Origin of the sequence: Pseudomonas sp. SG-MS2, assembly GCF_009933855.1 — a bacterium.
In the GTDB taxonomy this organism is placed as follows: Bacteria; Pseudomonadota; Gammaproteobacteria; order Pseudomonadales; family Pseudomonadaceae; genus Aquipseudomonas; species Aquipseudomonas putida_E.
Map to the genome: position 1 here is coordinate 1 of NZ_MOMO01000237.1, position 20,630 is coordinate 20,630.

At 61.4% G+C, this 20,630-nt stretch carries 19 protein-coding genes, 1 pseudogene and 1 riboswitch; of the genes and pseudogenes, 12 read left to right on the plus strand and 8 right to left on the minus strand.

Annotated elements, in window-relative coordinates; genetic code table 11:
- Positions 1-432: 432 nt before the first annotated feature.
- A riboswitch (cobalamin riboswitch) is annotated at positions 433-658 on the plus strand.
- A 108-nt stretch (positions 659-766) separates the two neighbouring features.
- The 7 genes from BLX42_RS21335 (at position 767) to BLX42_RS21365 (ending at position 7,300) form a co-directional block, all read left to right on the plus strand.
- The gene (locus BLX42_RS21335) at positions 767-952 is read left to right on the plus strand and encodes a CbtB-domain containing protein (RefSeq protein WP_039603079.1); all 186 of its coding nucleotides are present in this window, start codon (positions 767-769) and stop codon (positions 950-952) included.
- Between the two features lie 9 nt (positions 953-961).
- Positions 962-1,672: a CbtA family protein gene (locus BLX42_RS21340; RefSeq protein WP_161872553.1), complete on the plus strand. Its 711-nt coding sequence runs from the start codon at positions 962-964 to the stop codon at positions 1,670-1,672.
- A gap of 17 nt (positions 1,673-1,689) precedes the next feature.
- Complete coding sequence (locus tag BLX42_RS21345; protein ID WP_046786412.1) at positions 1,690-2,082, plus strand: cobalamin biosynthesis protein; 393 nt, start codon at positions 1,690-1,692, stop codon at positions 2,080-2,082.
- A 32-nt stretch (positions 2,083-2,114) separates the two neighbouring features.
- Positions 2,115-2,867 carry a precorrin-4 C(11)-methyltransferase gene (gene cobM / locus BLX42_RS21350; protein WP_161872554.1) on the plus strand — a complete coding sequence of 251 codons (753 nt, stop codon included), beginning with the start codon at positions 2,115-2,117 and terminating at the stop codon, positions 2,865-2,867.
- A gap of 66 nt (positions 2,868-2,933) precedes the next feature.
- On the plus strand, positions 2,934-3,176 hold the full coding sequence (locus BLX42_RS21355) for a DUF1272 domain-containing protein (RefSeq protein WP_046786105.1): 243 nt from the start codon (positions 2,934-2,936) through the stop codon (positions 3,174-3,176).
- Positions 3,177-3,402: 226 nt separating this feature from the next.
- Entirely contained in the window at positions 3,403-4,017 is a 615-nt protein-coding gene (locus BLX42_RS21360; protein ID WP_046786104.1) for a response regulator transcription factor, read from the plus strand.
- Between the two features lie 13 nt (positions 4,018-4,030).
- On the plus strand, positions 4,031-7,300 hold the full coding sequence (locus BLX42_RS21365) for a transporter substrate-binding domain-containing protein (protein WP_161872555.1): 3,270 nt from the start codon (positions 4,031-4,033) through the stop codon (positions 7,298-7,300).
- Here the strand turns inward: BLX42_RS21365 and BLX42_RS27295 are convergent.
- The 3 genes and pseudogenes from BLX42_RS27295 to BLX42_RS21375 all read right to left on the minus strand — a co-directional run bounded on the left by BLX42_RS27295 (position 7,281) and on the right by BLX42_RS21375 (position 9,746).
- Entirely contained in the window at positions 7,281-7,739 is a 459-nt protein-coding gene (locus tag BLX42_RS27295; protein ID WP_256658456.1) for a methyl-accepting chemotaxis protein, read from the minus strand. The genes BLX42_RS21365 and BLX42_RS27295 overlap by 20 nt on opposite strands.
- 78 nt (positions 7,740-7,817) lie before the next feature.
- Positions 7,818-8,600, minus strand: a pseudogene (locus BLX42_RS27300) (PAS domain-containing protein); the annotation flags it as partial.
- A gap of 126 nt (positions 8,601-8,726) precedes the next feature.
- On the minus strand, positions 8,727-9,746 hold the full coding sequence (locus BLX42_RS21375) for a LacI family DNA-binding transcriptional regulator (protein ID WP_046786101.1): 1,020 nt from the start codon (positions 9,744-9,746) through the stop codon (positions 8,727-8,729).
- A gap of 208 nt (positions 9,747-9,954) precedes the next feature.
- On the opposite strand from BLX42_RS21375, the gene BLX42_RS21380 reads away from it, so the two are divergent.
- The 3 genes from BLX42_RS21380 (at position 9,955) to BLX42_RS21390 (ending at position 12,348) form a co-directional block, all read left to right on the plus strand.
- On the plus strand, positions 9,955-10,494 hold the full coding sequence (locus BLX42_RS21380) for a gluconokinase (RefSeq protein WP_046786100.1): 540 nt from the start codon (positions 9,955-9,957) through the stop codon (positions 10,492-10,494).
- Positions 10,495-10,608: 114 nt separating this feature from the next.
- Positions 10,609-11,961, plus strand: coding sequence for a GntP family permease (locus tag BLX42_RS21385; RefSeq protein WP_046786099.1), 1,353 nt, complete (start codon positions 10,609-10,611; stop codon positions 11,959-11,961).
- Between the two features lie 84 nt (positions 11,962-12,045).
- The gene (locus tag BLX42_RS21390; protein ID WP_161872557.1) at positions 12,046-12,348 is read left to right on the plus strand and encodes a hypothetical protein; all 303 of its coding nucleotides are present in this window, start codon (positions 12,046-12,048) and stop codon (positions 12,346-12,348) included.
- A gap of 76 nt (positions 12,349-12,424) precedes the next feature.
- Here the strand turns inward: BLX42_RS21390 and BLX42_RS21395 are convergent, their stop codons facing one another.
- From BLX42_RS21395 to BLX42_RS21410, 4 genes are all read right to left on the minus strand, one after another.
- Positions 12,425-13,849, minus strand: coding sequence for a sigma-54 dependent transcriptional regulator (locus BLX42_RS21395; protein ID WP_115274691.1), 1,425 nt, complete (start codon positions 13,847-13,849; stop codon positions 12,425-12,427).
- Positions 13,818-15,314: a sensor histidine kinase gene (locus BLX42_RS21400; protein ID WP_046786096.1), complete on the minus strand. Its 1,497-nt coding sequence runs from the start codon at positions 15,312-15,314 to the stop codon at positions 13,818-13,820. Before BLX42_RS21400 ends, BLX42_RS21395 begins: the two co-directional genes overlap by 32 nt.
- A 284-nt stretch (positions 15,315-15,598) precedes the next feature.
- A complete protein-coding gene (locus tag BLX42_RS21405) occupies positions 15,599-17,059 on the minus strand; it encodes an ATP-binding protein (RefSeq protein ID WP_161872558.1) in 1,461 nt (486 codons plus the stop codon).
- Positions 17,060-17,168: 109 nt separating this feature from the next.
- A complete protein-coding gene (locus tag BLX42_RS21410; protein ID WP_046786095.1) occupies positions 17,169-17,762 on the minus strand; it encodes a lytic transglycosylase domain-containing protein in 594 nt (197 codons plus the stop codon).
- A gap of 190 nt (positions 17,763-17,952) precedes the next feature.
- On the opposite strand from BLX42_RS21410, the gene gspG reads away from it, so the two are divergent.
- Together gspG and BLX42_RS21420 are read left to right on the plus strand one after the other, a co-directional pair.
- A complete protein-coding gene (gene gspG, locus BLX42_RS21415) occupies positions 17,953-18,378 on the plus strand; it encodes a type II secretion system major pseudopilin GspG (protein ID WP_039603405.1) in 426 nt (141 codons plus the stop codon).
- An 11-nt stretch (positions 18,379-18,389) separates the two neighbouring features.
- Positions 18,390-19,580, plus strand: coding sequence for a type II secretion system F family protein (locus BLX42_RS21420; RefSeq protein ID WP_046786094.1), 1,191 nt, complete (start codon positions 18,390-18,392; stop codon positions 19,578-19,580).
- 96 nt (positions 19,581-19,676) lie between these two features.
- Here the strand turns inward: BLX42_RS21420 and xerC are convergent, their stop codons facing one another.
- On the minus strand, positions 19,677-20,591 hold the full coding sequence (xerC, locus tag BLX42_RS21425; RefSeq protein ID WP_046786093.1) for a tyrosine recombinase XerC: 915 nt from the start codon (positions 20,589-20,591) through the stop codon (positions 19,677-19,679).
- Positions 20,592-20,630: the final 39 nt, after the last annotated feature.

The following is a 20,630-nucleotide window of genomic DNA, read 5'->3' on the forward strand; positions in this document are numbered from 1 at the left end:
CTTTTTTGGTTACTTTTTGGGGCGTTTGCCAAAAAGTGACCCGCCGTAAGGGCGGAAAGGTGAGTGAGCGCCGCCACCGCAAATGGATATGCCCGCATGAATCAAAGCCCTCGCATGAGCTTCTGGCTTCTGGCTTCTGGCTTCTGGCTTCTGGCTTTCAGCTAGCGTGAATATCTATTTGCCGTGGCGGCGCTCACTCACCTTTCCGCCCTTACGGCGGGTCCCTTTTTGTCTTGGCAAAAAGGAACCAATGGGCCTGTCCCATCATCCGGCCCCTACGCTTCGCTCCGGGGTTCCCTCGCTCCGGCCTCCTGAAGTCGCAATCTGCGGTGTCTGAACTATCGCGCTCTGAAAAGCAAAAGCAAAACAACCGCAACCAAACAATGATCCGCGATAACGCCTACGATTGACGCAAACCCTGCCCCGTGCTCTCCTTGCACCTTGCGTTCAGGTGCCCCCTCTGGGGGTGAAACGGGAAACCGGTGCGTCGCAGGCCCTCGATCAGGGCCGGACAATCCCGGTGCTGCCCCCGCAACGGTAAGCGAGCGAAGCGTCTAAACCACTGTGCCACGTCGTACGGCATGGGAAGGTGACGCTTTACCAGGAGCCCTGCTCCTCCTCGCAAGCCCGGAGACCGGCCTGGCGTTCATGAACACCCCGCGGTGGGCGGGCGCTGTCGCATTTCCCTGGGCCATTCAAGCCCGGGGTTGCCGCGCTTGCCTGTTGCTCAATCGGCACAATGCCCTACAAAGCAGAGGAACGCGTCATGCCCGTCACCAGCGCCAAACACGGTATCGCCACCCCCGTCACCCTCAGCCAGCGCGTGGTCATCGCCACTACTGCCAGCCTGTTGGGCCTGTGCCTGATCTACTTTGCCGGCTTCTCACACATCGAAGCCGTGCACAACGCTGCCCACGACACCCGCCACAGCGCCGCATTCCCTTGCCACTGAGACCGCCCCATGATCAAGCGCATTGCCCGCACCGCCGGGTTCAGCGGGCTGCTCGCAGCCTTGTTGTTGACCCTGCTGCAAAGCTTCTGGGTCGCACCGCTGATTCTTGAGGCGGAAACCTATGAATCGACAGCCCCCTCCACCGAGCACCACAGCCACGATATCCAGGCAACCGTTGGGCATGAACATGCTGCGGCGCACGAACACAGTGCCGATGCCTGGTCACCGGAGGACGGCTGGCAGCGCATCCTCGCCACCACCGGTGGCAACCTGGTCGTAGCCGTCGGCTTCGCCCTGATCCTTGCCGCGCTGTACAGCCTGCGTGAGCCCAACCGCGTCACCACCGGCGCATTATGGGGCTTGGCCGGGTTCGCCGTGTTCTGCCTGGCACCCACCTTGGGCCTGCCGCCAGAGCTGCCAGGCACCGCGGCCGCAGACCTCGGCCAGCGCCAGAACTGGTGGATTGGCACCGCCGCCGCCACCGCGCTGGGGCTTGCATTGCTGGTGTTCGCTCGTCATTGGCTGCTCAAAGCCCTTGGGGCAGTATTGCTGGTAGTGCCGCATGTGATCGGCGCTCCGCAACCCGAAGTCCATGAAAGCCTGGCCCCAGAAGCCCTGGAAACACAGTTCAAGATCGCTTCGTGGGCAACCAACGCTGCCTTCTGGCTGGCTCTGGGCCTGCTCAGCGCCTGGCTGTACCGCCGTTCCAGCCAGGCTTGATGGCAAGCCACCACCCGCTGCCGGCGCTTTACGCCGGCTTTGGTTGCCGCCGGGGCTGCCCGGTTGAGGTCCTGGACGAGCTGCTGCACCAGGCACTTCATGGCTACGGGCTGACGCTGGCGGCGTTGCGCGGCATCGCCAGCATCACGTCGAAAGCCGACGAACCTGGCCTGCAACAACTCGCCGAACGTCACAACCTGCCCCTGCTGGTGTTCGACGCCTCGCAACTACAGGCTTACGAGCCACAACTGAGCCACCGCTCTGCGGTGGCATTCGCCCACAGCGGTTGCTGGGGCGTCGCGGAGAGCGCAGCCCTGGCAATGGCCCATCATGAACGCGGCAACGCCGCGCTTGTGGTGACGCGGCAAACGCTCGGCGCCGCTACCCTGGCCCTTGCCTGCGGCGGATAATTGCCCCACCCATTCACCTGCAAGGATTTTCCATGACGGTCTACTTCATCGGCGCCGGCCCCGGCGACCCGGAATTGATCACGGTCAAAGGGCAACGCCTGATCCGTCAGTGCCCAGTGATCATCTACGCCGGCTCCCTGGTGCCCGCGGCAGTGCTCGACGGGCACCAGGCCGAGACCGTGATAAACAGCGCGGAACTGCACCTGCAGCAAATCGTGGAGGCCATGCACGCGGCCCATGAAAAAGGCCAGGATGTCGCCCGTGTTCACAGTGGCGATCCCAGCTTGTACGGCGCAATCGGCGAGCAGATCCGCCATCTGCGCGAGCTGGGTATCGATTACCAGATCATTCCGGGTGTAACCGCTACCGCTGCCAGTGCCGCGTTGCTGGGCTGCGAGCTGACGCTGCCTGAGGTGGCGCAGACGGTCATTCTGACCCGCTACGGGGACAGCTCGCCCATGCCAGCAGGCGAGCAACTGGGCGACCTGGCGCGTCATGGTTGCACCTTGGCGATCCACCTCGGCGTGAAACACCTGGCTCGAATCGTCGATGAGCTTGTCCCCCATTACGGCGCAGACTGCCCGGTGGCCGTTGTTCACCGCGCCACTTGGCCCGATCAGGACTGGGCACGGGGCACCCTCGAGGATATCGTCGAGAAGGCAGCCGCGAAGGGTTTTCGTCGCACCGCGCTGATTCTCGTCGGGCACGTACTGGGCGATGCTCCGTTCGCCGAGTCAGCCCTGTACCGCGCCGGGCATGCGCACCTTTATCGCCCGGGCAGTTGAACATTGCCAAGCTGATACAGACCGTAGCAGACTCCAGGCTCCATCCCGCGGACCGGAGTCGCGCCCATGCTGGAACTACGCCCCAATTGCGAATGCTGCAATAGCGATCTGCCGGGCGACAGCCCTGACGCGCTGATCTGCTCGTTCGAATGCACATTCTGCAAAAGCTGTGCAGAAACCCACTTCAATGGCCGCTGCCCCAACTGCTCAGGTCAATTGGTCGCACGCCCCACCCGGGTTGGCACGGCCTTGAGCAACAACCCACCTGCCACTGAGCGCGTGCTCAAGCCCCACGCCCGCTGTGCTTGAACAACTTGCAGCCATAAGCATCGGCGAAAAAATACCCTGGCGATGCTTGTACCCAGACGATTTTGTAGGACTTTTCAACAAAGTCGTCCCCCTAACTCAACAGATCTATACTCGCCATTACCAAGGAACCGGAATGGACGTATCGTGCTGCGCTGCAGAAAGACCTTGCAGACGTATTCCTGATTAGCCTTAGGAAACGGACCACATTCCGACAGGAGTTAGCCTCATGACAACCGTGCTGATCGTTGACGATCACTCTACCGTTCGATTCGCGCTGCGCATGCTGCTTGAGCGCGAGCGCTTCAAAGTTGTGGGGGAAGTCGAGAACGGTAGCGAAGTGGCGCAGGTAGCACGCAACCTGCGACCCGACGTCGTGATCCTGGATATCGGGCTTCCTGGCCTCGACGGCATGGAAGTCATCAAGCGCCTGCAGCAACTCGAACAGGTCCCCAGGATCATGGTATTGACCGGACAGGCCACCGAGTTGTACGTCCGCCGTTGCCTGGATGCCGGTATAGGCGCATTTGTAACCAAAGATGAAGATCTCGATGCCGTCGTCTTTGCCATGAAAGCCTTGGTCAAGGGGTACTCGACCTTCCCGCAGATGTCGGTGAACAGCAACACTCTGGACAGCGAGCACGGGCGCCTGGGCAGCCTGTCAAATCGGGAGATGGAAGTGCTTCGGCGTCTAGCCCGTGGTGAAAACAACAAGAACATAGGCCATTGCATGAACCTCAGCGCCAAGACCATCAGCACCTACCGTGGCCGCATCATGGACAAGCTCAAGACTGAATCATTGGTAGAAATGGTTGATCTGGCCAAACGCAATAACGTCAATTAGGCGCGTGATCGGCATGAAGTGCGTACTGGTTGCGCTGCTGCTGGCCATTGGCATGGCTGGCTCCGCGCTCGCCGCACCGGCAGATGTCGAAACGCGGCGCTTGTTGGCACGTGCTGTCAGCACCGCTTCGCCACTGCAACTCGATGCCCAGGACCGCCAATGGTTGCAGCAGCGTAAAGTTCTGTTGCTGGGCAGCTCGCGTCCCGATTATCCCCCGTTCGAGATCAACATCAGCCCGAGCGACTATGAGGGCCTGAGCGCAGACTATGCCGGGCTAATATCCGAACTTCTGGAGATACCGATAGAGGTCAGGCGCTTTCCCAGCCGCCATGCGGCGATTGCAGCCTTGCGCGACGGCAAAATCGATTTGCTGGGCAGCTCCAACAGTTTCGAAGCGGCCGATGCCCAGCTGAACCTGAGCCAGCCCTACGCAGACGATTTGCCAGTCATCGTCACCCGCGAAGGGCGCACCCTGAAAAACAACACAGACCTCACAGACGTGCGCCTGGGCATGGTCGATCACTACCTGCCGAGCGAAACGGTCCGCTCGCTCTACCCCAAAGCACAGTTGAGCCTTCATCGCTCAACGCTGGCAGGGCTGGCAGCGGTGGAAATGGGAGAGGTGGACGCCTATCTGGGCGACGCTATCAGCACCGATTTTCTTATTGGCAAAAGTTACCAAGGTACGGTGAAGATCGACCATTTCTGCCGTGGGCCAGCGGGCACCTTTTCCTTCGCCCTGGCCAATGACAACCCGCGCCTGCGCCGCCTGATCGACATGGCCTTGGCAAGGATCACAGAAAGCGAGCGTTTGAACATCCTGCGCCGTTGGACAAGTGGCAACACCAGCCTGTTGCTCGAACGCCATCTGTCAGCACTTACCGCAGAAGAACAGACGTGGATAGACCAGAATCCTACTGTCAGTGTACTGATCGACGCCGCACTTGCGCCGCTGACCTTCAACGATGCCCAGCAGCAGCCCAGCGGGATTACCATCGACCTGCTCAAGCAGATAACCCTGCGCACCGGGCTGACATTCAAGCTCATCGAGCGTAACGCCGTGCAGACCATGATCGAACAAGTGGCACGCGGCGAGGCGCAGATGATCGGGGCCCTGGGTTATGGTGCGAAGCGCCAGACGCAACTGCGCTACACCCGCCCCTACCTCGTCAGCCCGAGGGTTCTGGTCACACGCAGCCAGACGCCCTGGCCGCCACAGTCCAGGGGGCTGGAGGGCAAACGTATCGCCCTGCTGCGGGGCTCACCCCTGCGAGCAGAAGTGCAACGCCAGCACCCCAAGGCGGTAGTGGTAGAAGTGAACAATCCGCTAGGCTTGATGGAAGCAGTCGCCAACGGCAATGCTGACGTCGCCTACAGCAGTCATATCAACGCGAAGTACTACATTACTCATGTTTTCAAGGACCAGCTACGCATAGCCGCAGTGCTCGGTGATGACCCGGCGACCGCGGCATTCGCCGTCGCCCCTGACCAGCCGCAGTTGCAGGCCATTCTCGACAAAGCCCTGTTGAGCATTCCTCCTGAAGAACTCGACCAACTGATCAATCGCTGGCGTATCAGCACCGTGGTCAGCGACAGCCCATGGCGCAACTACCGCACACTGGCATTGCAAGTGCTGGTGCTTTCTGCGCTGTTGCTGGCCGGCGTGGTGTTCTGGAACAGCTACCTGCGCAAACTGATAAACCAGCGTACCGAGGCGCAGCGCGCCTTGCAGGAACAATTGTCGCTGAGCCGCGGCCTGCTCGAACAGCTGCGCCAGGCCAAGGACGATGCTGAACGGGCCAGCCATACCAAAAGCACCTTTTTGGCGACCATGAGCCACGAGATCCGCACGCCCATGAATGCGGTGATCGGCCTGCTCGAACTGGCGCTGGAAGATAGCCGTAAGGGCCGTTGCGATACTCAGGTCCTGCAGACCGCGCATGATTCGGCCATTGGCCTGTTGGGGCTGATTGGCGACATCCTCGATATTTCCCGCATCGAATCCGGCCACATGAGCCTGCAGCCAGAAGCCACCGACCTGGTCGAACTGGTCCGCACCACCCTGCGGGTCTTCGACGGCAATGCACGAGTCAAGGGCCTGCGCCTGCACTGCGAACTACCAGAAGGGCCCGTCTGGGTGTTGGCAGACGCCCTGAGGATCAAGCAAATCCTCTCCAACCTGCTGAGCAATGCAATCAAGTTCACCGATCGGGGCGAGGTTCACGCAACCTTGGCACTTGAGCTGACAACCGCCGGCAACAGCGTGCAAGTGCAGCTGAGCGTGCGCGACACCGGTATTGGCATTGGTTTGACAGACCAGGCTCGTCTCTTCAGCGCTTTTGCCCAGGCTGATGGCCCGCGGGCGCGACAGGGCGCAGGGCTGGGTCTGGTGATAAGCCGCACCCTTGCCAAACTGATGGGCGGCACTCTTAACCTGCAGAGCGTCGAAGGTGTAGGCACCAAGGTATCGGTCGAGCTGCAGCTGCCGACCTGCGAAGCCCCGCTGCCTGCCGAGCATGCTGTACCCAGCCAAGGTAGTGAAAGCGGGCCCCTGAACATCCTGGTGGTGGATGATTACCCGGCCAACCTGCTGTTGCTGGAGAAACAGCTCAATACTTTGGGCCATCGAGTGACGTTGGCCGAAAATGGCCAAACGGCGCTGGCCCTCTGGCAGGCTGAAGAGTTTGACCTGGTCATCACCGACTGCAGCATGCCAGTGATGGACGGCCACCAACTGGCCCGCAGCATTCGTCTGCAGGAGCATGAATTGGCCAGGTCAGCCTGTACGATCATCGGGATCACCGCCAACGCCCAGGCCCAAGAACATGAGCGTTGCCTGGCCAGTGGCATGGACGACTGCCTGTTCAAACCTGTCGGCCTCAGCGCCCTCAAAGCCCATTTGCCGCAGAGCCAAGCCACTCCTATTGCGCCGCAGCCAAAGGCCAGCGGCTTCAACCTCGACGAGTTGCGCCACCTGACCCAGGACGATGAACAGCTTGTCCGCCGCCTGCTTGAACAGCTTTCGCAAAGCGCCAGCGAAGACCTTGCGGCGCTACGCGGCCTGGGCAGTACACCGGACGGCGATGCGGTGCGCGCCGTCGCCCACCGTATAAAGGGCGGCGCCAAGATGCTCAAGGTGCGCGGCGTGGTCACGGATTGCGAAGCCATCGAACAGGCCCAGGCGCGGGGCGTGCCCACCGACGCCCTGCGCCTGCAACTGGAAACCAGCCTGCAGACCCTGCAGCGCGAACTCTCCGACGCCCTCAGTGCAATTGCAACGTAGAATTGATCTGGCTGATCGCGTCAACCACGTGGCGTGACCCCTGCTGGATCTCCATGATCACAGTCCCTGCCTCGTTAGCCAGGGCAACACCTCGCCCCGTGCGTGTCAGGCTCGATTGCATGCTGGCCACTGCCGTGAGCGAAAGATCATGGTTCTGCCGTACCACATCGACGATCTCCAGGGTCGCCTTGCTGGTGCGTGCGGCCAGGCTGCGCACCTCGTCGGCGACCACAGCGAAACCGCGCCCATGTTCACCAGCACGTGCCGCTTCGATCGCGGCATTCAAGGCCAGCAAGTTGGTCTGATCGGCGATGCCGCGAATGGTCAGGACAATCTGCCCGATCACGTCCGATTGTTTGCTGACGGCATCGATGCTGCGCGCCGCGTCATTGAGCTCTTGGGAAATCTGCTCGATGACTTGCACGGTTTGCTGTACCACTTCGGTGCCCTTCCGTGCGCATGCATCAGTCTGTACCGAACTGGCATGGGCCGCTTCAGCGGCGCTCTGCTGCGTACTGACCTGCGCGGTGATGTCGCTGGCGAACTTGACCACCTTGTATAGCCGGCCCTTGCTGTCGAAGATCGGATTGTATGAGGCCTCGAGGTATACCGTCTGGCCTTGCTTGTTGACCCGTTCGAAACGATGGGAGTGATACTCGCCACGGTTCAGCGAAGCCCAGAAATCGCGGTATGCAGACGACTCCCGCTCATGGGCCAGACAAAACAAGCCGTGGTGGCGGCCCACTACCTCTTCCAGGCGATAGCCCATGGTAGTCAGGAAATTCTCGTTAGCCTTTATCACACGCCCCTGCGGCGTGAACTCGACCACCGCCATGGAACGACCGATGGCCTTGAGCAGGCTTTCGCTCTCGTGTTCATCCTTGATCCGCTGACTGATATCGGAAGCCACCTTGATCACACTGATGACCTGCTGACGCTCATCGAGCACCGGCATGTAGCTGGCCTCCAGCCAGACTTCACGGCCGGCCTTGTCGATACGCTCGAACGTGCCGCTGATTGGCTTGCCCTCGCCCAACTCGCGCCACAACTGCTGATATTCGGCACTTTTGCTGTAGTCAGGGTCGCAGAACAATCGGTGGTGTTTGCCCCGCAGCTCATCGACGCTGTAGCCCATTGCCAGGCAGAACTGCGCATTGGCATCGAGAATGGTGCCGTCAGGGCCAAACTCGATCATCGCCATTGAGCGGCTGATCGCCGCGAGTTTTGCCTGGGTTTCTGCCAGAGCCTGGCGAGCGCGCTGAATCTCGAGCAAATCTGACTTGCGATGGAAATCGAACATGGCGCCGGGGTCCTTTATGCGCAGGGTTTTCTGAGCATAGATCGGCGCCGACAGCGTGCAAGCAAACTGCTATCACTTAGTGATTAGTGTATTCGTGCGGCCCATTCCCGCCCCATGCGTGCGGGCTCAGGAACTTTCTCGCACCATCAGCTCAAACCCCAGATCCTGCTGCTCGGTAGCCACTCGCTTGCCATCGAGCAACGCCAGCAGCGCCTGTGCCGCGCCCCGACCAACGGCGGCACGCGGTGTGCGAATGGAGGTCAGACGGGGGACCATATGCGCCGAAGCCGGCAGGTCATTGAACCCGACCATGGCTACTCTCCCTGGAACTTCGATACCTTGGCGCAAGGCCTGCAGCACAGCACCTTGGGCAAGGTCGTCGTTGCAGAAAAAAATGCCATCCACATCCGGTGCCTGCGCCAACAGTTGGCTGAACAGTTCACTGCCCAGTGCAATGGACGAGGGTTGCGGCGACAGGACCTCCAGTTCGGTAGCGTGCATGCCGGCTTCAGCCAGCGCCTGGCGGAACCCTTCGGCACGCTGCATCACCCGTGGGTCAAGTTGCGCGGCGATGAACGCCAGGCGCCGCCGGCCTCGCTCGAGCAGGTGCCTGGCAGCAGCCCGACCAGCCTGCTGCTGGGAAAACCCTACCGACAACATGCCAGGCGTGCCACCCAGCTCCATCATGTGGACGCAGGGCACGCCGCTGGCCACCAGCATCTGCCGAGAAGCCTCACTACGCTCGAAACCGGTGAGCAATATGCCGCACGGTTGGTACGCCAGGTAATTGCGGATCAGATTCTCTTCTTCGTCGATATCGTAGTGATAGTTACCGATCAGCACCTCGAGCCCGCGGGGGCGCATCACTTCGTGGATGGCCTCCAGAGTGTCGATGAACAGCTGGTTGGACAACGACGGAATCAGCACAACCACCGACTGGCTGCGTGCAGAAGCCAGCGCCCGGGCAGCGGGGTTGGCGATATAGCCAAGGCTCGCTGCCGCGGCCACCACCTTTTCCACCAGTGCCGGAGCCACGGTGCTGACACCGCGCAAGGCGCGGGAAGCGGTAATCGGGGAAACCCCGGAGAGCCTGGCCACTTCTGCCAGGGTGGGTCGACCGGTAGTGCGGGAGCCTGAGCGGGACATGAGTGTTGTAATTTTACTACTTGCCAAGGGAGGGGAACGGCCACTAAGGTAGCGCTGTCTCAGGACGCAAGCAATGTAATCTTTGGTGGTGGCCACTACGCGCCTTCTACCGAGCGTCCATACTGCGTAACGACAAGATCAACAACACCGGGGAGTTCGCGTTTCGTCAGCGACGAGACAGCGCTATCTCACCCCGCAGGAGGTACTGATGAATTCTCCCCTGTCCGCCATCGTGGTGATGGGCGTGGCCGGTTGCGGCAAAAGCTGCATCGGCGCTGCCATAGCCGCCAGAAGCGGCGGCCGCCTGATCGAAGGCGACGCGTTTCACCCTGCCGAAAATATCCGCAAGATGAGCGCGGGCACGCCGTTGAACGACGACGACCGAGCCGGTTGGCTGGTGCGCCTGGGCCAAGAGTTGCAAGCCACGGTGCAGGCGGGCGAACGCCCGATCCTCACCTGCTCCGCACTCAAGCGCCGTTACCGCGATACCTTGCGCCAGGCCATGCCGGAGCTGGCATTCGTGTTTCTCGAACTCACCCCTGCCGAAGCCGAGAAGCGCGTCCTCGCCCGCCCTGGGCATTTCATGCCGGCGAGCCTGATCGACAGTCAGTTCGCCGCCCTCGAGCCCCCGCATGGCGAGCCTCTGACCCTGCCCCTTGATGCCACGCAGCCGATAGACACGCTGGCCGAGACGGTAGACGCCTGGCTAAAGCCCTGCGGTGAGCGGAACCTGGCGCGGACCGCATGAACCTGGCGGTTTTTCCGGCTCACCAAAGACAGCGCTGTCCCGACGCCTGAAAGCGCCGATAGTTCAATTTCAAGCAACGCCAAAAAACAACGATAAGACCGAGGCCTTAAAACCATGTTCGGACTGGCTACAGATACCTTCCTGCTGCTCGACGCCCTGGTGACCATCATCGGGCTGATCCTGCTGATCACCCATTTCAAAGTCCACCCCTTCGTCGCCCTGACCATCGCCGCCGGTTTCCTCGGCCTGACTTCCGGTATGCCGGTGGCCAAGGTCATGAAGTCATTCCAGGATGGTTTCGGTGGGGTACTGGGCTTTGTCGGGATCGTCCTCGCCCTAGGGACCATGCTCGGCAAGCTGATGGCCGACTCCGGTGGCGCCGACCAGATCGCGCAAACCCTCATTCGCGCCTTCGGCAAGAAGAACGTGCATTGGGCCATGATGTTTGCCGCGTTCCTGGTCGGCATCCCGCTGTTCTTCGAAATCGGCTTCGTACTGCTGATTCCGCTGGTGTTCATCGTCGCCAGGCGCTCGGGTGTATCGCTGATCAAGATCGGTATCCCCCTGCTGGCGGGCCTTTCGGTGGTGCACGGCCTGGTGCCTCCGCATCCGGGCCCACTGCTGGCGATCGGCATTTTCAACGCCGACATCGGCAAGACCATCTTCTATGGCCTGCTGGTGGCACTGCCCACTGCAATAATCGCCGGCCCGCTGTACGGTAACTTCATTTCCCGCTATATCCCGGGTAATCCGTCACAGGAACTGATGGACCAGATCGCCAAGGAGTCCGATCAGGGTAACCTGCCGAGTTTTACCGTCACCCTGGTCACCGTGCTGCTGCCGGTTGTGCTGATGTTGCTCAAGACGTTCGCTGACGTCGTGCTACCGGCCGAGCACATCGTGCGCCAGTGGATGGACCTGATCGGCCACCCGATTACCGCCCTGCTCGCTGCCCTGCTGCTGGCCTTCTACACCTTCGGCTCGGCGCGCGGCTTCAACCGCCAGCAGATCATGAAGATGCTCGACCAGAGCCTGGCGCCGACGGCTGCCATCGTGCTGATCGTCGGTGCAGGCGGCGGTTTCAAGCAGATGCTGGTCGATACCGGGGTCGGCAATGTGATCGGCCAGATGGCGGTACAGGCAGAAATTTCACCGATCATGCTGGCCTGGCTTGTAGCTGCGGTCATCCGCATCGCCACGGGGTCGGCGACGGTCGCCACCATTACCGGCGCAGGCATCGTTGCCCCGGTGATCGACCTGGTGCCCGGCGTCAACCGTGAGCTGCTGGTGCTGGCCACCGGCGCCGGCTCGCTCATTCTGTCCCATGTCAACGACGCCGGCTTCTGGCTGGTCAAACAGTACTTCAACATGACCGTGGCCGAGACCTTCAAGACCTGGAGCATGATGGAGACCATCCTGTCGGTGGTCGGCATCATCTTCATCATGATGCTGTCAACGGTGGTGTGACCGCTTATCGGGGTAATGGCACCTTGGCGTTTTGAGTAGGGCCCAACGCAAGTACGTGCCCTACCTTCGCAAAGGAGCCTGCCCATGATACGCACAAGCCTGTTACTCGCTGCCCTGTTCGCCTCCCCCCTGGCCCTGGCGGTCGGCACCGGGCCGACCCATCCGGATGATCCGCACAACCCGGCGCCCCAGCCTGGCGCGGACAGCACCCTCAACCCGATCGAGGAGCCCATGCCACGGGATACCGACCCGCGAATACAGGGCAGCGACCCAGAAAGCCCGCCCGCCAGGCAGAATGACAATCGCGATTTGCCTGGGATGGAAGGCAGCGGGTCGGAGGGCACGGGTGGCCAAGGTGGTAACGGATCGGACGGCGGTCAGCGCTGAGCGGTACCGCCCTCTTCCCGGGCTTGCCCCGTGAAGAGGGCGCAATTGGCAACGCAGGAACGCCGCTTCGAACCCCTCACCACTGGCGCTTTTCAGGCCGTGTCAGCCCCAGCTTTTCTATCTTGTAACGTAGCATATCGCGCGATAGCCCCAGCATCCGCGCCGACTTGGTCACGTTCCAATCAGTACGGTCCAGCGTCCTGCACACCAAATCCCGTTCCATGTCCGGCAAACTGGTCCCAGGCTCAGGCTCATGCCGCGGCATTTCGTACACCGTGGCCATCGGCTGCGTGAGGGGTTCATCGACCAGGGTCAGGCACAGATTCAACTGGTGCGCCTGCACCACTTCATTAGGTGCCAGCAACACCGTCTGTTCCAGCATGTTGCGCAACTCGCGCACGTTGCCAGGCCAGCTGTAATTGAGCATCAAGTTCTGTGCCTCGGTACTGAAGCGCAGGTTCGGTTTACCGTACCGACGCCCGTGATGGGCCAGGAAGTGCCGCGCCAACAGCAGGATGTCCTGGCCGCGGGCGTGCAAGCGCGGTACCTTCAGCGCGATGATGCGCAGCCGGAAGAACAGGTCCCGGCGAAACTTGCCCTGCTGCACCATCTGTTCGAGATTGCAGTTGGTGGCGCTGATCACCCGCAGGTCAACCTTGCGCTCCTTGACCGCACCTATGCGGCGGATACTGCGATCCTCCAGCAGTTTCAGCAGCTTGGCCTGTAGCACCAGGTCCATTTCGCCGATCTCATCGAGGAACAGTGTGCCGCCGTCCGCGGCCTCCACCAGCCCCACGCGACGTTCCTTGGCGTCGGTGAATGCCCCCTTCTCATGGCCAAACAACTCAGCCTCCAGCAGGTTGGCCGGGATCGAGGCGCAGTTGAACTCGATGAACGGGCCTTTGCTGCGCGAACCATCGAAATGGAGGGCACGCGCAACCAGTTCCTTGCCGGTACCCGTCTCGCCTTCGACCAGCACCGGCGGCAGGTCGTCATTGGCCATGCGGCGTTCAGCATCGAGCACCTGGCGCAGCGTGTGCTTGAGGGTGAGCATCACCGGCGAGTCGCCAATCAGCGCCTGCAGCCCGGACTTCTGCGCCTCGCGCTCCTGGTAGAACGACAGCGTGCGCTCCATCCGCTCGGTGGCCAAAGCCTTTTCCAGTGTCAGTTTGAGCTCGGCCAGCACCACGGGCTTGGTCAGGTAATGGAAAGCCCCCTCTTTCATCGCTTGTACGGCATCCTCTACGTTACCGTAGCCGGTCATCATGATTACCTTGAGCTCCGGCATCTGCGCCACCAGCGTGCGCAGCAGGTCATGCCCATTCATGCCGGGCAGCGAGTTGTCGGTGAGTACCGCGTCGGGCTGGAACCGCTTGATCTGCTCAAGGGCAAGCTCCGCACTGTTACACACCGTCACCTCAAAGCCCTTCAGGTTCAAATAGGTGCGAATGTTGTTGGCAAGGATTTCATCATCCTCGACTACCAGGATGCTGTGCTCCATGTTCCCCTCCCGCTGCGATATTGAAAGTGAGGCTGACGCGGGTTCCTTCCTCTTCACGGCTGCTCAGGCTGACCGAGCCGCCAAAACGTTCCATGATGCGCTGAACCAGCGCCAGGCCTACACCGAGGCCGCCCTGCTTGGTGGTGAAAAACGGTTTGAAGACCATGCGTTGCTGCTGCCTGGTCATGCCCTTGCCTGTGTCACTTAGCAGCAATGCAGCGCGCTGACCTTCCTGTATGCAGACCATGGCACGCAACTCGCCACCCATTGGCATGGCTTCGATGGCATTGGAAAACAGGCTGTTGAGGATCTGCGTCAACTGCAGAGGCTGGCTGGCTACCCACTGCGTCTGGGGCCCGTCGAAGGAAAAGCGGATGCCGTTACGCTCGATCTGCTGGGCAAACGCCAGGCGGGTATCCTTGATGGCGGCTACCAGGTCCACAGCCTCGGGCATATCGCTGGTCGGGCGCAGTGACACCAGCAGTTCGCGCACCCAGCGTGACATGCGGTCCACCTGGCTGATGATGTCGACAATGTTCTGCTGGGCCTGCGGGTTGGCGATTTCCTGTGCCAGCTCTGCGCTGGAGCGGATATTGGCCAATGGGTTGCGCAGGCTGTGGGCCACCGCCGAGGACATCTCGCCAAGGGCAACATAGGTTTCACTCGCCACCAGCCGATCCTGTTGCTGATGCAGCATCGACGCTGCGCGACGCACGATCCAGAACAGGCCGAAGTAGATCAGCGCCCCGCCCACCAGGGTCGAGGCCCAGATCAGCACATAACCGCGCTGAATGCGTCGAATGAGGTCCTGTGGCTCTTTGTAAATCTCGACCATAGACAGCACCTGCTCACCTTGGCTGTCGAACAGGGGAATGTAGTTTTCGATGAACAGGTAATTGGGCTCACGCTCGAACTTCTGTTCCTCGCGGTGCTCTTCGACCTTGTGGTAGCTGGCGGACACCGCCTTGCGCGAGCGGAAGGCGTGATCCAGGTCGCCGTCGGCCTCGATGCGCTTGCCAACCAGATCGGGGTTGGTGGACCAGACGATGGTGCGGTCACGGGCATAGACATTGGCCAGCAGCGTGTCCGGAAGATGCTCGACATGATCGAGGAACTCGACCCGGGTCGCCATGGCCAGCTGCGGGCTCACCTGCAGATGCTGCTGGTCCAGGCGCGGATCGAGCAGCTCACCCATGGTGGTGCCAGGTGGCAATTGCGAATGGCGCACTTCGGCCTGGGCCATGGCCTGGATGAATTGGGCGGTGAGCATGGCGTCTCGCTCCACGCTGTCGCGGACCACGAAGCGGGTCGATACATAGCCCAGACCACCTGCCACCGACGTGATGATCAGCAAGCTGATCACGGAAAACCAGCGCAGCAAATTGAATTCGCGAAGGGGCGTAGCCAGACCACTGCCGGGCTGGGCGAGGAGCTTGTCGGGAACATCGGTTTCCAGCGTCTGCATCGCGAGGTTCCCGCGCAAGGATTCCGTTCAGAAGGCTGTCACGCATTGCCGTGCGTAGCTAACTGATAGCACTTAGCCACGCCGGCCGCAGCCGCCACTTATCGCCTATGTCTTCCTGCAAAAAGTCAGCCATGGATTTATTTCGAAACTAATTTTAAGTTAATCAATCGGTTAGAAACAGAATCTAATCCTTAATCTAGAATAGATCCCCCAGTTTTGGGGAATTTGTACCCAATAATAAAATGTTCTTTTAGAACAATATCTTAGCGTCTACTTCTAGATTTCTACGAAGGTCGCGCAAGCCGAAAGTTGAGCGAAACCTGAGTGCCAAGGCCTTCGCGGCTACTCAACCGAACCGACCCACCGAAACGCTCCATGATCCGTCTGACCAATACCAACCCCACCCCCAGCCCACCTTGTTTGGTTGTGAAGAAGGGCTTGAACGCCATGCGCTGCTGCTGTTCATTCATGCCTTTTCCGGTGTCGGTCAGGCGCAGGGTGACGCTGCGCCTGTCCTGCTTCACCACCTCGACACGCAGCCGCCCACCCTGCTCCATCGACTCCAGAGCGTTGGCGATCAGGCTGTTGAAAATCTGCCCGAGCAATTCCGGCTGTCCCATCACCTGCAGTGCCGGAAGCGGCTTCAGGTCCAGGGTCACGCCACTGCGTGCCAGCGCTATGGCAAAGGTCTGCAAGCTGTCCTGCAGGACTTGGGGAAGGTCGACCGGTATCGTCTTGTCATCCAGTGGCCGCAGCGACTGCAGCAACTGGCGGATCCACTGCGACATGCGGTCGACCTGGCTGATGATCTCGTTGATATTGCGCTGCGCCGGCCCTTCGTCGTACACCTGAGCCAGTTCGGCGCTGGAGCGGATACTGGCCAACGGATTGCGCAAGCTGTGCGCCACGGCCGAGGACACCTCGCCAAGGGCCACGTAGGTTTCATTACTGATCAGCCGCTTCTGTTGCACCGCCATCACCCGGGCGGCGCGGCGCATGATGCCGTACAGGCCGATGTAGACCACCCCGGCACCCACCGTGGTGGCCAGCCAGATGAGGACCAGGCCATGTTCGATGCGCACGATCAGGTCATGGGGTTCCTTGTATATCTCCACCATCGCTACGACGTGTTCGCCATCTGCGTCGAACAGCGGAATGTAGTTCTCGATGAACAACTGCTCAGGTGGCGTCACGAACTTCTGCTCGGAGCGGGCCTCTTCGAAGCCGTGGTAACTGGCCGAGACCCGCATTTTGTGCTCGAACGCCCGATCCAGGTCGTCATCGCCCTGAATCAGCTTGCCCGTCAGCGCCGGATTGCTCGACCAGATCACTGTGCGGTCCGGGGCATAGATGTTGGCCAGCAGCATGTCTGGCAAGTGCGCGATGTGGTCAAGGAATTCGCCGCGGGCCTTGCGCCGCGCCACAGGGTCAACGCCTGGCAAAGGATCAAGGTCCGTACGCGGGTCCAGCAGTTCGCCCATGGTGCGCACATTGGGGATCGCCACATGTCGTACTTCAGCGTCGGCGATCGAGGTGATGAACTGCGCGGTAAGCAGCGCGTCACGCTCGACGCTTTCGTCGATGATGAAACGGCTGGATATCAACCCCAGGCCGGCGGCCACCGACAGGATGATGGCCAGGCTGACCCAGGCGTACCAACGCAGGAGGTTGAACGGCTTGCGCGACGTGCCAGCGTCAGGGCTGGCGGGTGACTCGAGTGGGTCGGAACGGGAGGTGATGTCCATGGCGGCTACCACTGCTGAGCACCTTTGAAAGGTTATAGCCCAGAGTTGGGGAACCCATGGCATTGATTTTCGCAAGGCCGATGCAAGGCTGCCTGCCATCAGGTGCCCATCACAACGGCGAGTCCGCTGCCAGCCCCTGTAACTTGCGGTATTCGCGCAGCACATTGGGCACATACCGTCGGGTTTCGGCGAAGGGCGGCACCGCGCCACGTCGGCGCACAGCATCCGGGCCGGCATTGTAGGCGGCCACGGCCAGGGTGATGTCGTTGTCGAACAGGTTCAGCATGCGTTTGAGGTAGCGAGCCCCGCCCTGCACGTTGTCCTCCGGATCAAGCACATCCTCAACACCCATCTCCTTCGCCGTACCCGGCATCAGTTGCATCAGCCCAAGCGCCCCGGCGGCCGAGCGGGCCTTTGGGTTGTACCCCGATTCTGCCTTGATCAGCGCATGCAGCAATGCCTGCGGCACGTTGTGCATGCGCGCCGCTGCTGCCACCAGGTCGGCGTAGGGCCGCCCGGTGATCAATTGCGCATTGGCCGGGCCAGCCTGCGCAACCGGTTCGCGAATGACCCGTTCATAGTTGCGCCCGGGCCGGTGGACGTTGGTCAGCACGTAACCGCCCTTGTCATCGATGGCAATGTACACATCAGCCTGGGCGGTAGCCCCAGCCAGCCAGATCAGTCCCAGGATAATTCCACGCATGTCGGTCGCCTCCCCGCCGTGCCCCCCGATATGGGGGAAATACCCCGGAAAACCCGGGCTTTTCTGCTACGACGCAAGCACTGTGCCGCTTGCCATGGCGCATGGCGCAAGGCCCCGAGGCAGACGTGCACGGCTGTTGCATGGCAGATGAAAACCTGAAAGGCATGTCCCCATGCAGGAGGGCTTCACCATGCAGCGCAAACCCAATCGCCAATGTGGCTTCACCCTGCTCGAACTTCTGGTGGTCCTGGTGGTGCTCGGCTTGTTGGCCGGTATCGTCGCCCCCAAGTACTTCAGCCAGCTGGGCCGTTCCGAGGCCAAGGTGGCACGGGCGCAGATCGAAGGGCTGGGCAAGGCCTTGGACCTTTATCGCCTGGAAGTCGGCCACTACCCCAACAGTGAGCAGGGCTTGCAGGCACTGGTAGCCGCCCCCAGTGGCGAAGCCCGCTGGTCAGGCCCTTACCTGCAGAAAGCAATTCCACAAGACCCGTGGGGCCGTGCCTACATCTACCGCCAGCCAGGTGAAAACGGCGGCGAGTACGACTTGCTGTCCATGGGCAAGGACGGCCAGCCCGGTGGCGATGGTGAAAACGCCGAAATTACCAGTTGGCAATGAGGAGCAAGGCCATGCGCTACAGCCTCAAGGCCCTGGGTAGAGAGGGCGTGGTTCAATTGCACATCGATGCCGAGGATGCCGAACAGGCTCGGCGCAAAGTGGAAGACCAGGGCCTGCGTGTCGTCAGCGTACGCAGCCAAGGCGGCACTCTGGTCGGTGTGCCCTGGCGACGCCAGGTTGCCTTTGACCTGTTGCTCTTCAGTCAGGAACTGACCACGCTGCTGCATGCCGGCCTACCCTTGATCGATGCCCTGGAAAGCCTTGCGGAAAAAGCCCCGACCGCGGCAACCCGTAAAGTGCTGGCGGCGCTGGTTGGCCAGTTGTACGAAGGCCGCTCGCTGTCCCAGGCCCTGGCCCAGCAGCCGCGGATATTCCCGCCGCTATACGTGGCCCTGGTGCAGTCCAGCGAGCGTACCGGGGCGCTTGGCGACGCCCTGCACCGCTATATCGGATACCGGCAGCGCTTGGATCTGGTCCGGCAAAAACTGGTGGGGGCTTCGGTCTACCCGCTGCTACTGCTACTGGTGGGCGGTGGCGTCGTGCTGTTCCTGCTCGGCTACGTAGTGCCACGCTTCAGCCTGGTGTTCGAGGGCATGGGCAGCGAACTGCCCTGGCTTTCGCGCATGCTGATGCAGATCGGCCTGTTCCTGCATGCTCAGCAGTTGCCCCTGGCCCTGGCAACGGCAGGCGGCATCGGCGCCTTGGTGCTGCTGCGGCGCAACCCCGTTCTGCGGCGTTGGGTGTCGCGCCAGATACGGCGAATGCCAGCCTTGCATCAGCGCCTGATGATGTATGAGCTGGCGCGTTTCTATCGCTCGCTGGGCATTCTGCTGCAAGGCGGCATACCCATCCTGACGGCCATGGGCATGGCCCGCGGGCTGCTGGGAAGCGCTGCGGCACAAGGCCTGGAGCAGGCCAGTCGCGGGGTGGGTGAAGGCCTGCCGTTGTCGCAAGCGCTGGAAGCCGGGCAGTTGGTCACGCCAGTGTCGCTACGCCTGCTGCGAGCGGGTGAGCAATCGGGGAACCTGGGCGAGATGCTTGAACGCTGCGCAGACTTTCATGACCAGGAAATAGGGCGCTGGGTAGAGTGGTTCGTGAAGCTGTTTGAACCGCTGCTGATGACCTTCATCGGGTTGCTGATCGGGGTGATCGTCATTCTGATGTACATGCCGATCTTCGAGCTGGCGTCGAGTATCCACTAGCCGTCACCGACCGCGTTGACGGCCGGCTTGCCGACGATCAACGGCGCGGCTGGTGCCGTCTGACACGGTGCTGGCCTGATGGGTGAACCCGCTCGCTCAATAGTCGAACCGGTCCACCGCCCGCCGCCGCTCATTGTCATCGCGCCGGTCGTAGCTGGCAGTGGTCTGGATGTTGGCGTGATGCGCCAGCTTCTGCGCGATCGACAGGTCGTGCTCTTCGATCACCCGGGTGATGAACGCCCGGCGAAAATCATGCGGCATGATCTTCACCCCCACCTGCGCCCCGCGCTGACGGGCGATGTAGTAGATCGCATGCTTGGTGATGCGCGCACGGGTAATGTGGTTGCCACGGCGGATGCGGTTGAACAGGAAGGGGTCGTCCGAGGCGCCCTCTGGCAGTGATTGTCGACGCAGATCAAGCCAGGCCTGCAGTTTTTCGAAGGCCCAGGGCGGGGCATACTTGATCAGTTGCCGGTTGCCTTTGCCCAGCACCTGCAGGCTGCGCGCCTGGAAGTCGACTTGCTCCAGGTCGATGTCCACCGACTCCGATTTGCGCATGCCGGTGCCATACAGCAGCGCGATGATCGCCGCATCACGAACACCCTGCGGGCGCGGGTCGGCGGTGCAGACATCCATCAATTCGCGAATCAGGCTACGGCGCAGGTTGCGCCCAGGCGGCAGGCGGCTGCCGGTTGCCGGCTTGACCTCACGAATACGCAGCAACTGCTCATGATCGATCAGGCCCTGGCGCCAGGCTTCATTCATCACGCCGCGTATTGCGTTGACATAAAGCGACGAACTGTTGGGCGCATAGCCATCGGTGCGCAGTGCTGCAACCAGGCCGATCACATGTCCCGGCTCAAGCTTGTGCCATGGCACATCGGCGAGGTTGCAATCAATGAAACCCAGCCGGTCGGCAGCGTCCTGCAAGATGTAGCGCATGGTTTGCTGGCTGGAAGGCGCCAGCCTGGCGAGGTACTGCAGCAGCGGATTTTGCGAAAGGTCGGACAAAACGTGAATCCTGTAGCGAAGCCCGGAGCGCCATTGGGC

Coding starts and splice junctions, on each gene's coding strand:
- BLX42_RS21335 (WP_039603079.1), top strand. CDS start 767: ATGCCCGTCACCAGCGCCAAACACGGTATCGCCACCCCCGTCACCCTC.
- BLX42_RS21340 (WP_161872553.1), top strand. CDS start 962: ATGATCAAGCGCATTGCCCGCACCGCCGGGTTCAGCGGGCTGCTCGCA.
- cobM (WP_161872554.1), top strand. CDS start 2,115: ATGACGGTCTACTTCATCGGCGCCGGCCCCGGCGACCCGGAATTGATC.
- BLX42_RS21355 (WP_046786105.1), top strand. CDS start 2,934: ATGCTGGAACTACGCCCCAATTGCGAATGCTGCAATAGCGATCTGCCG.
- BLX42_RS21360 (WP_046786104.1), top strand. CDS start 3,403: ATGACAACCGTGCTGATCGTTGACGATCACTCTACCGTTCGATTCGCG.
- BLX42_RS21365 (WP_161872555.1), top strand. CDS start 4,031: ATGAAGTGCGTACTGGTTGCGCTGCTGCTGGCCATTGGCATGGCTGGC.
- BLX42_RS21375 (WP_046786101.1), bottom strand. CDS start 9,746: ATGTCCCGCTCAGGCTCCCGCACTACCGGTCGACCCACCCTGGCAGAA.
- BLX42_RS21380 (WP_046786100.1), top strand. CDS start 9,955: ATGAATTCTCCCCTGTCCGCCATCGTGGTGATGGGCGTGGCCGGTTGC.
- BLX42_RS21385 (WP_046786099.1), top strand. CDS start 10,609: ATGTTCGGACTGGCTACAGATACCTTCCTGCTGCTCGACGCCCTGGTG.
- BLX42_RS21390 (WP_161872557.1), top strand. CDS start 12,046: ATGATACGCACAAGCCTGTTACTCGCTGCCCTGTTCGCCTCCCCCCTG.
- BLX42_RS21395 (WP_115274691.1), bottom strand. CDS start 13,849: ATGGAGCACAGCATCCTGGTAGTCGAGGATGATGAAATCCTTGCCAAC.
- BLX42_RS21400 (WP_046786096.1), bottom strand. CDS start 15,314: ATGCAGACGCTGGAAACCGATGTTCCCGACAAGCTCCTCGCCCAGCCC.
- BLX42_RS21405 (WP_161872558.1), bottom strand. CDS start 17,059: ATGGACATCACCTCCCGTTCCGACCCACTCGAGTCACCCGCCAGCCCT.
- BLX42_RS21410 (WP_046786095.1), bottom strand. CDS start 17,762: ATGCGTGGAATTATCCTGGGACTGATCTGGCTGGCTGGGGCTACCGCC.
- gspG (WP_039603405.1), top strand. CDS start 17,953: ATGCAGCGCAAACCCAATCGCCAATGTGGCTTCACCCTGCTCGAACTT.
- BLX42_RS21420 (WP_046786094.1), top strand. CDS start 18,390: ATGCGCTACAGCCTCAAGGCCCTGGGTAGAGAGGGCGTGGTTCAATTG.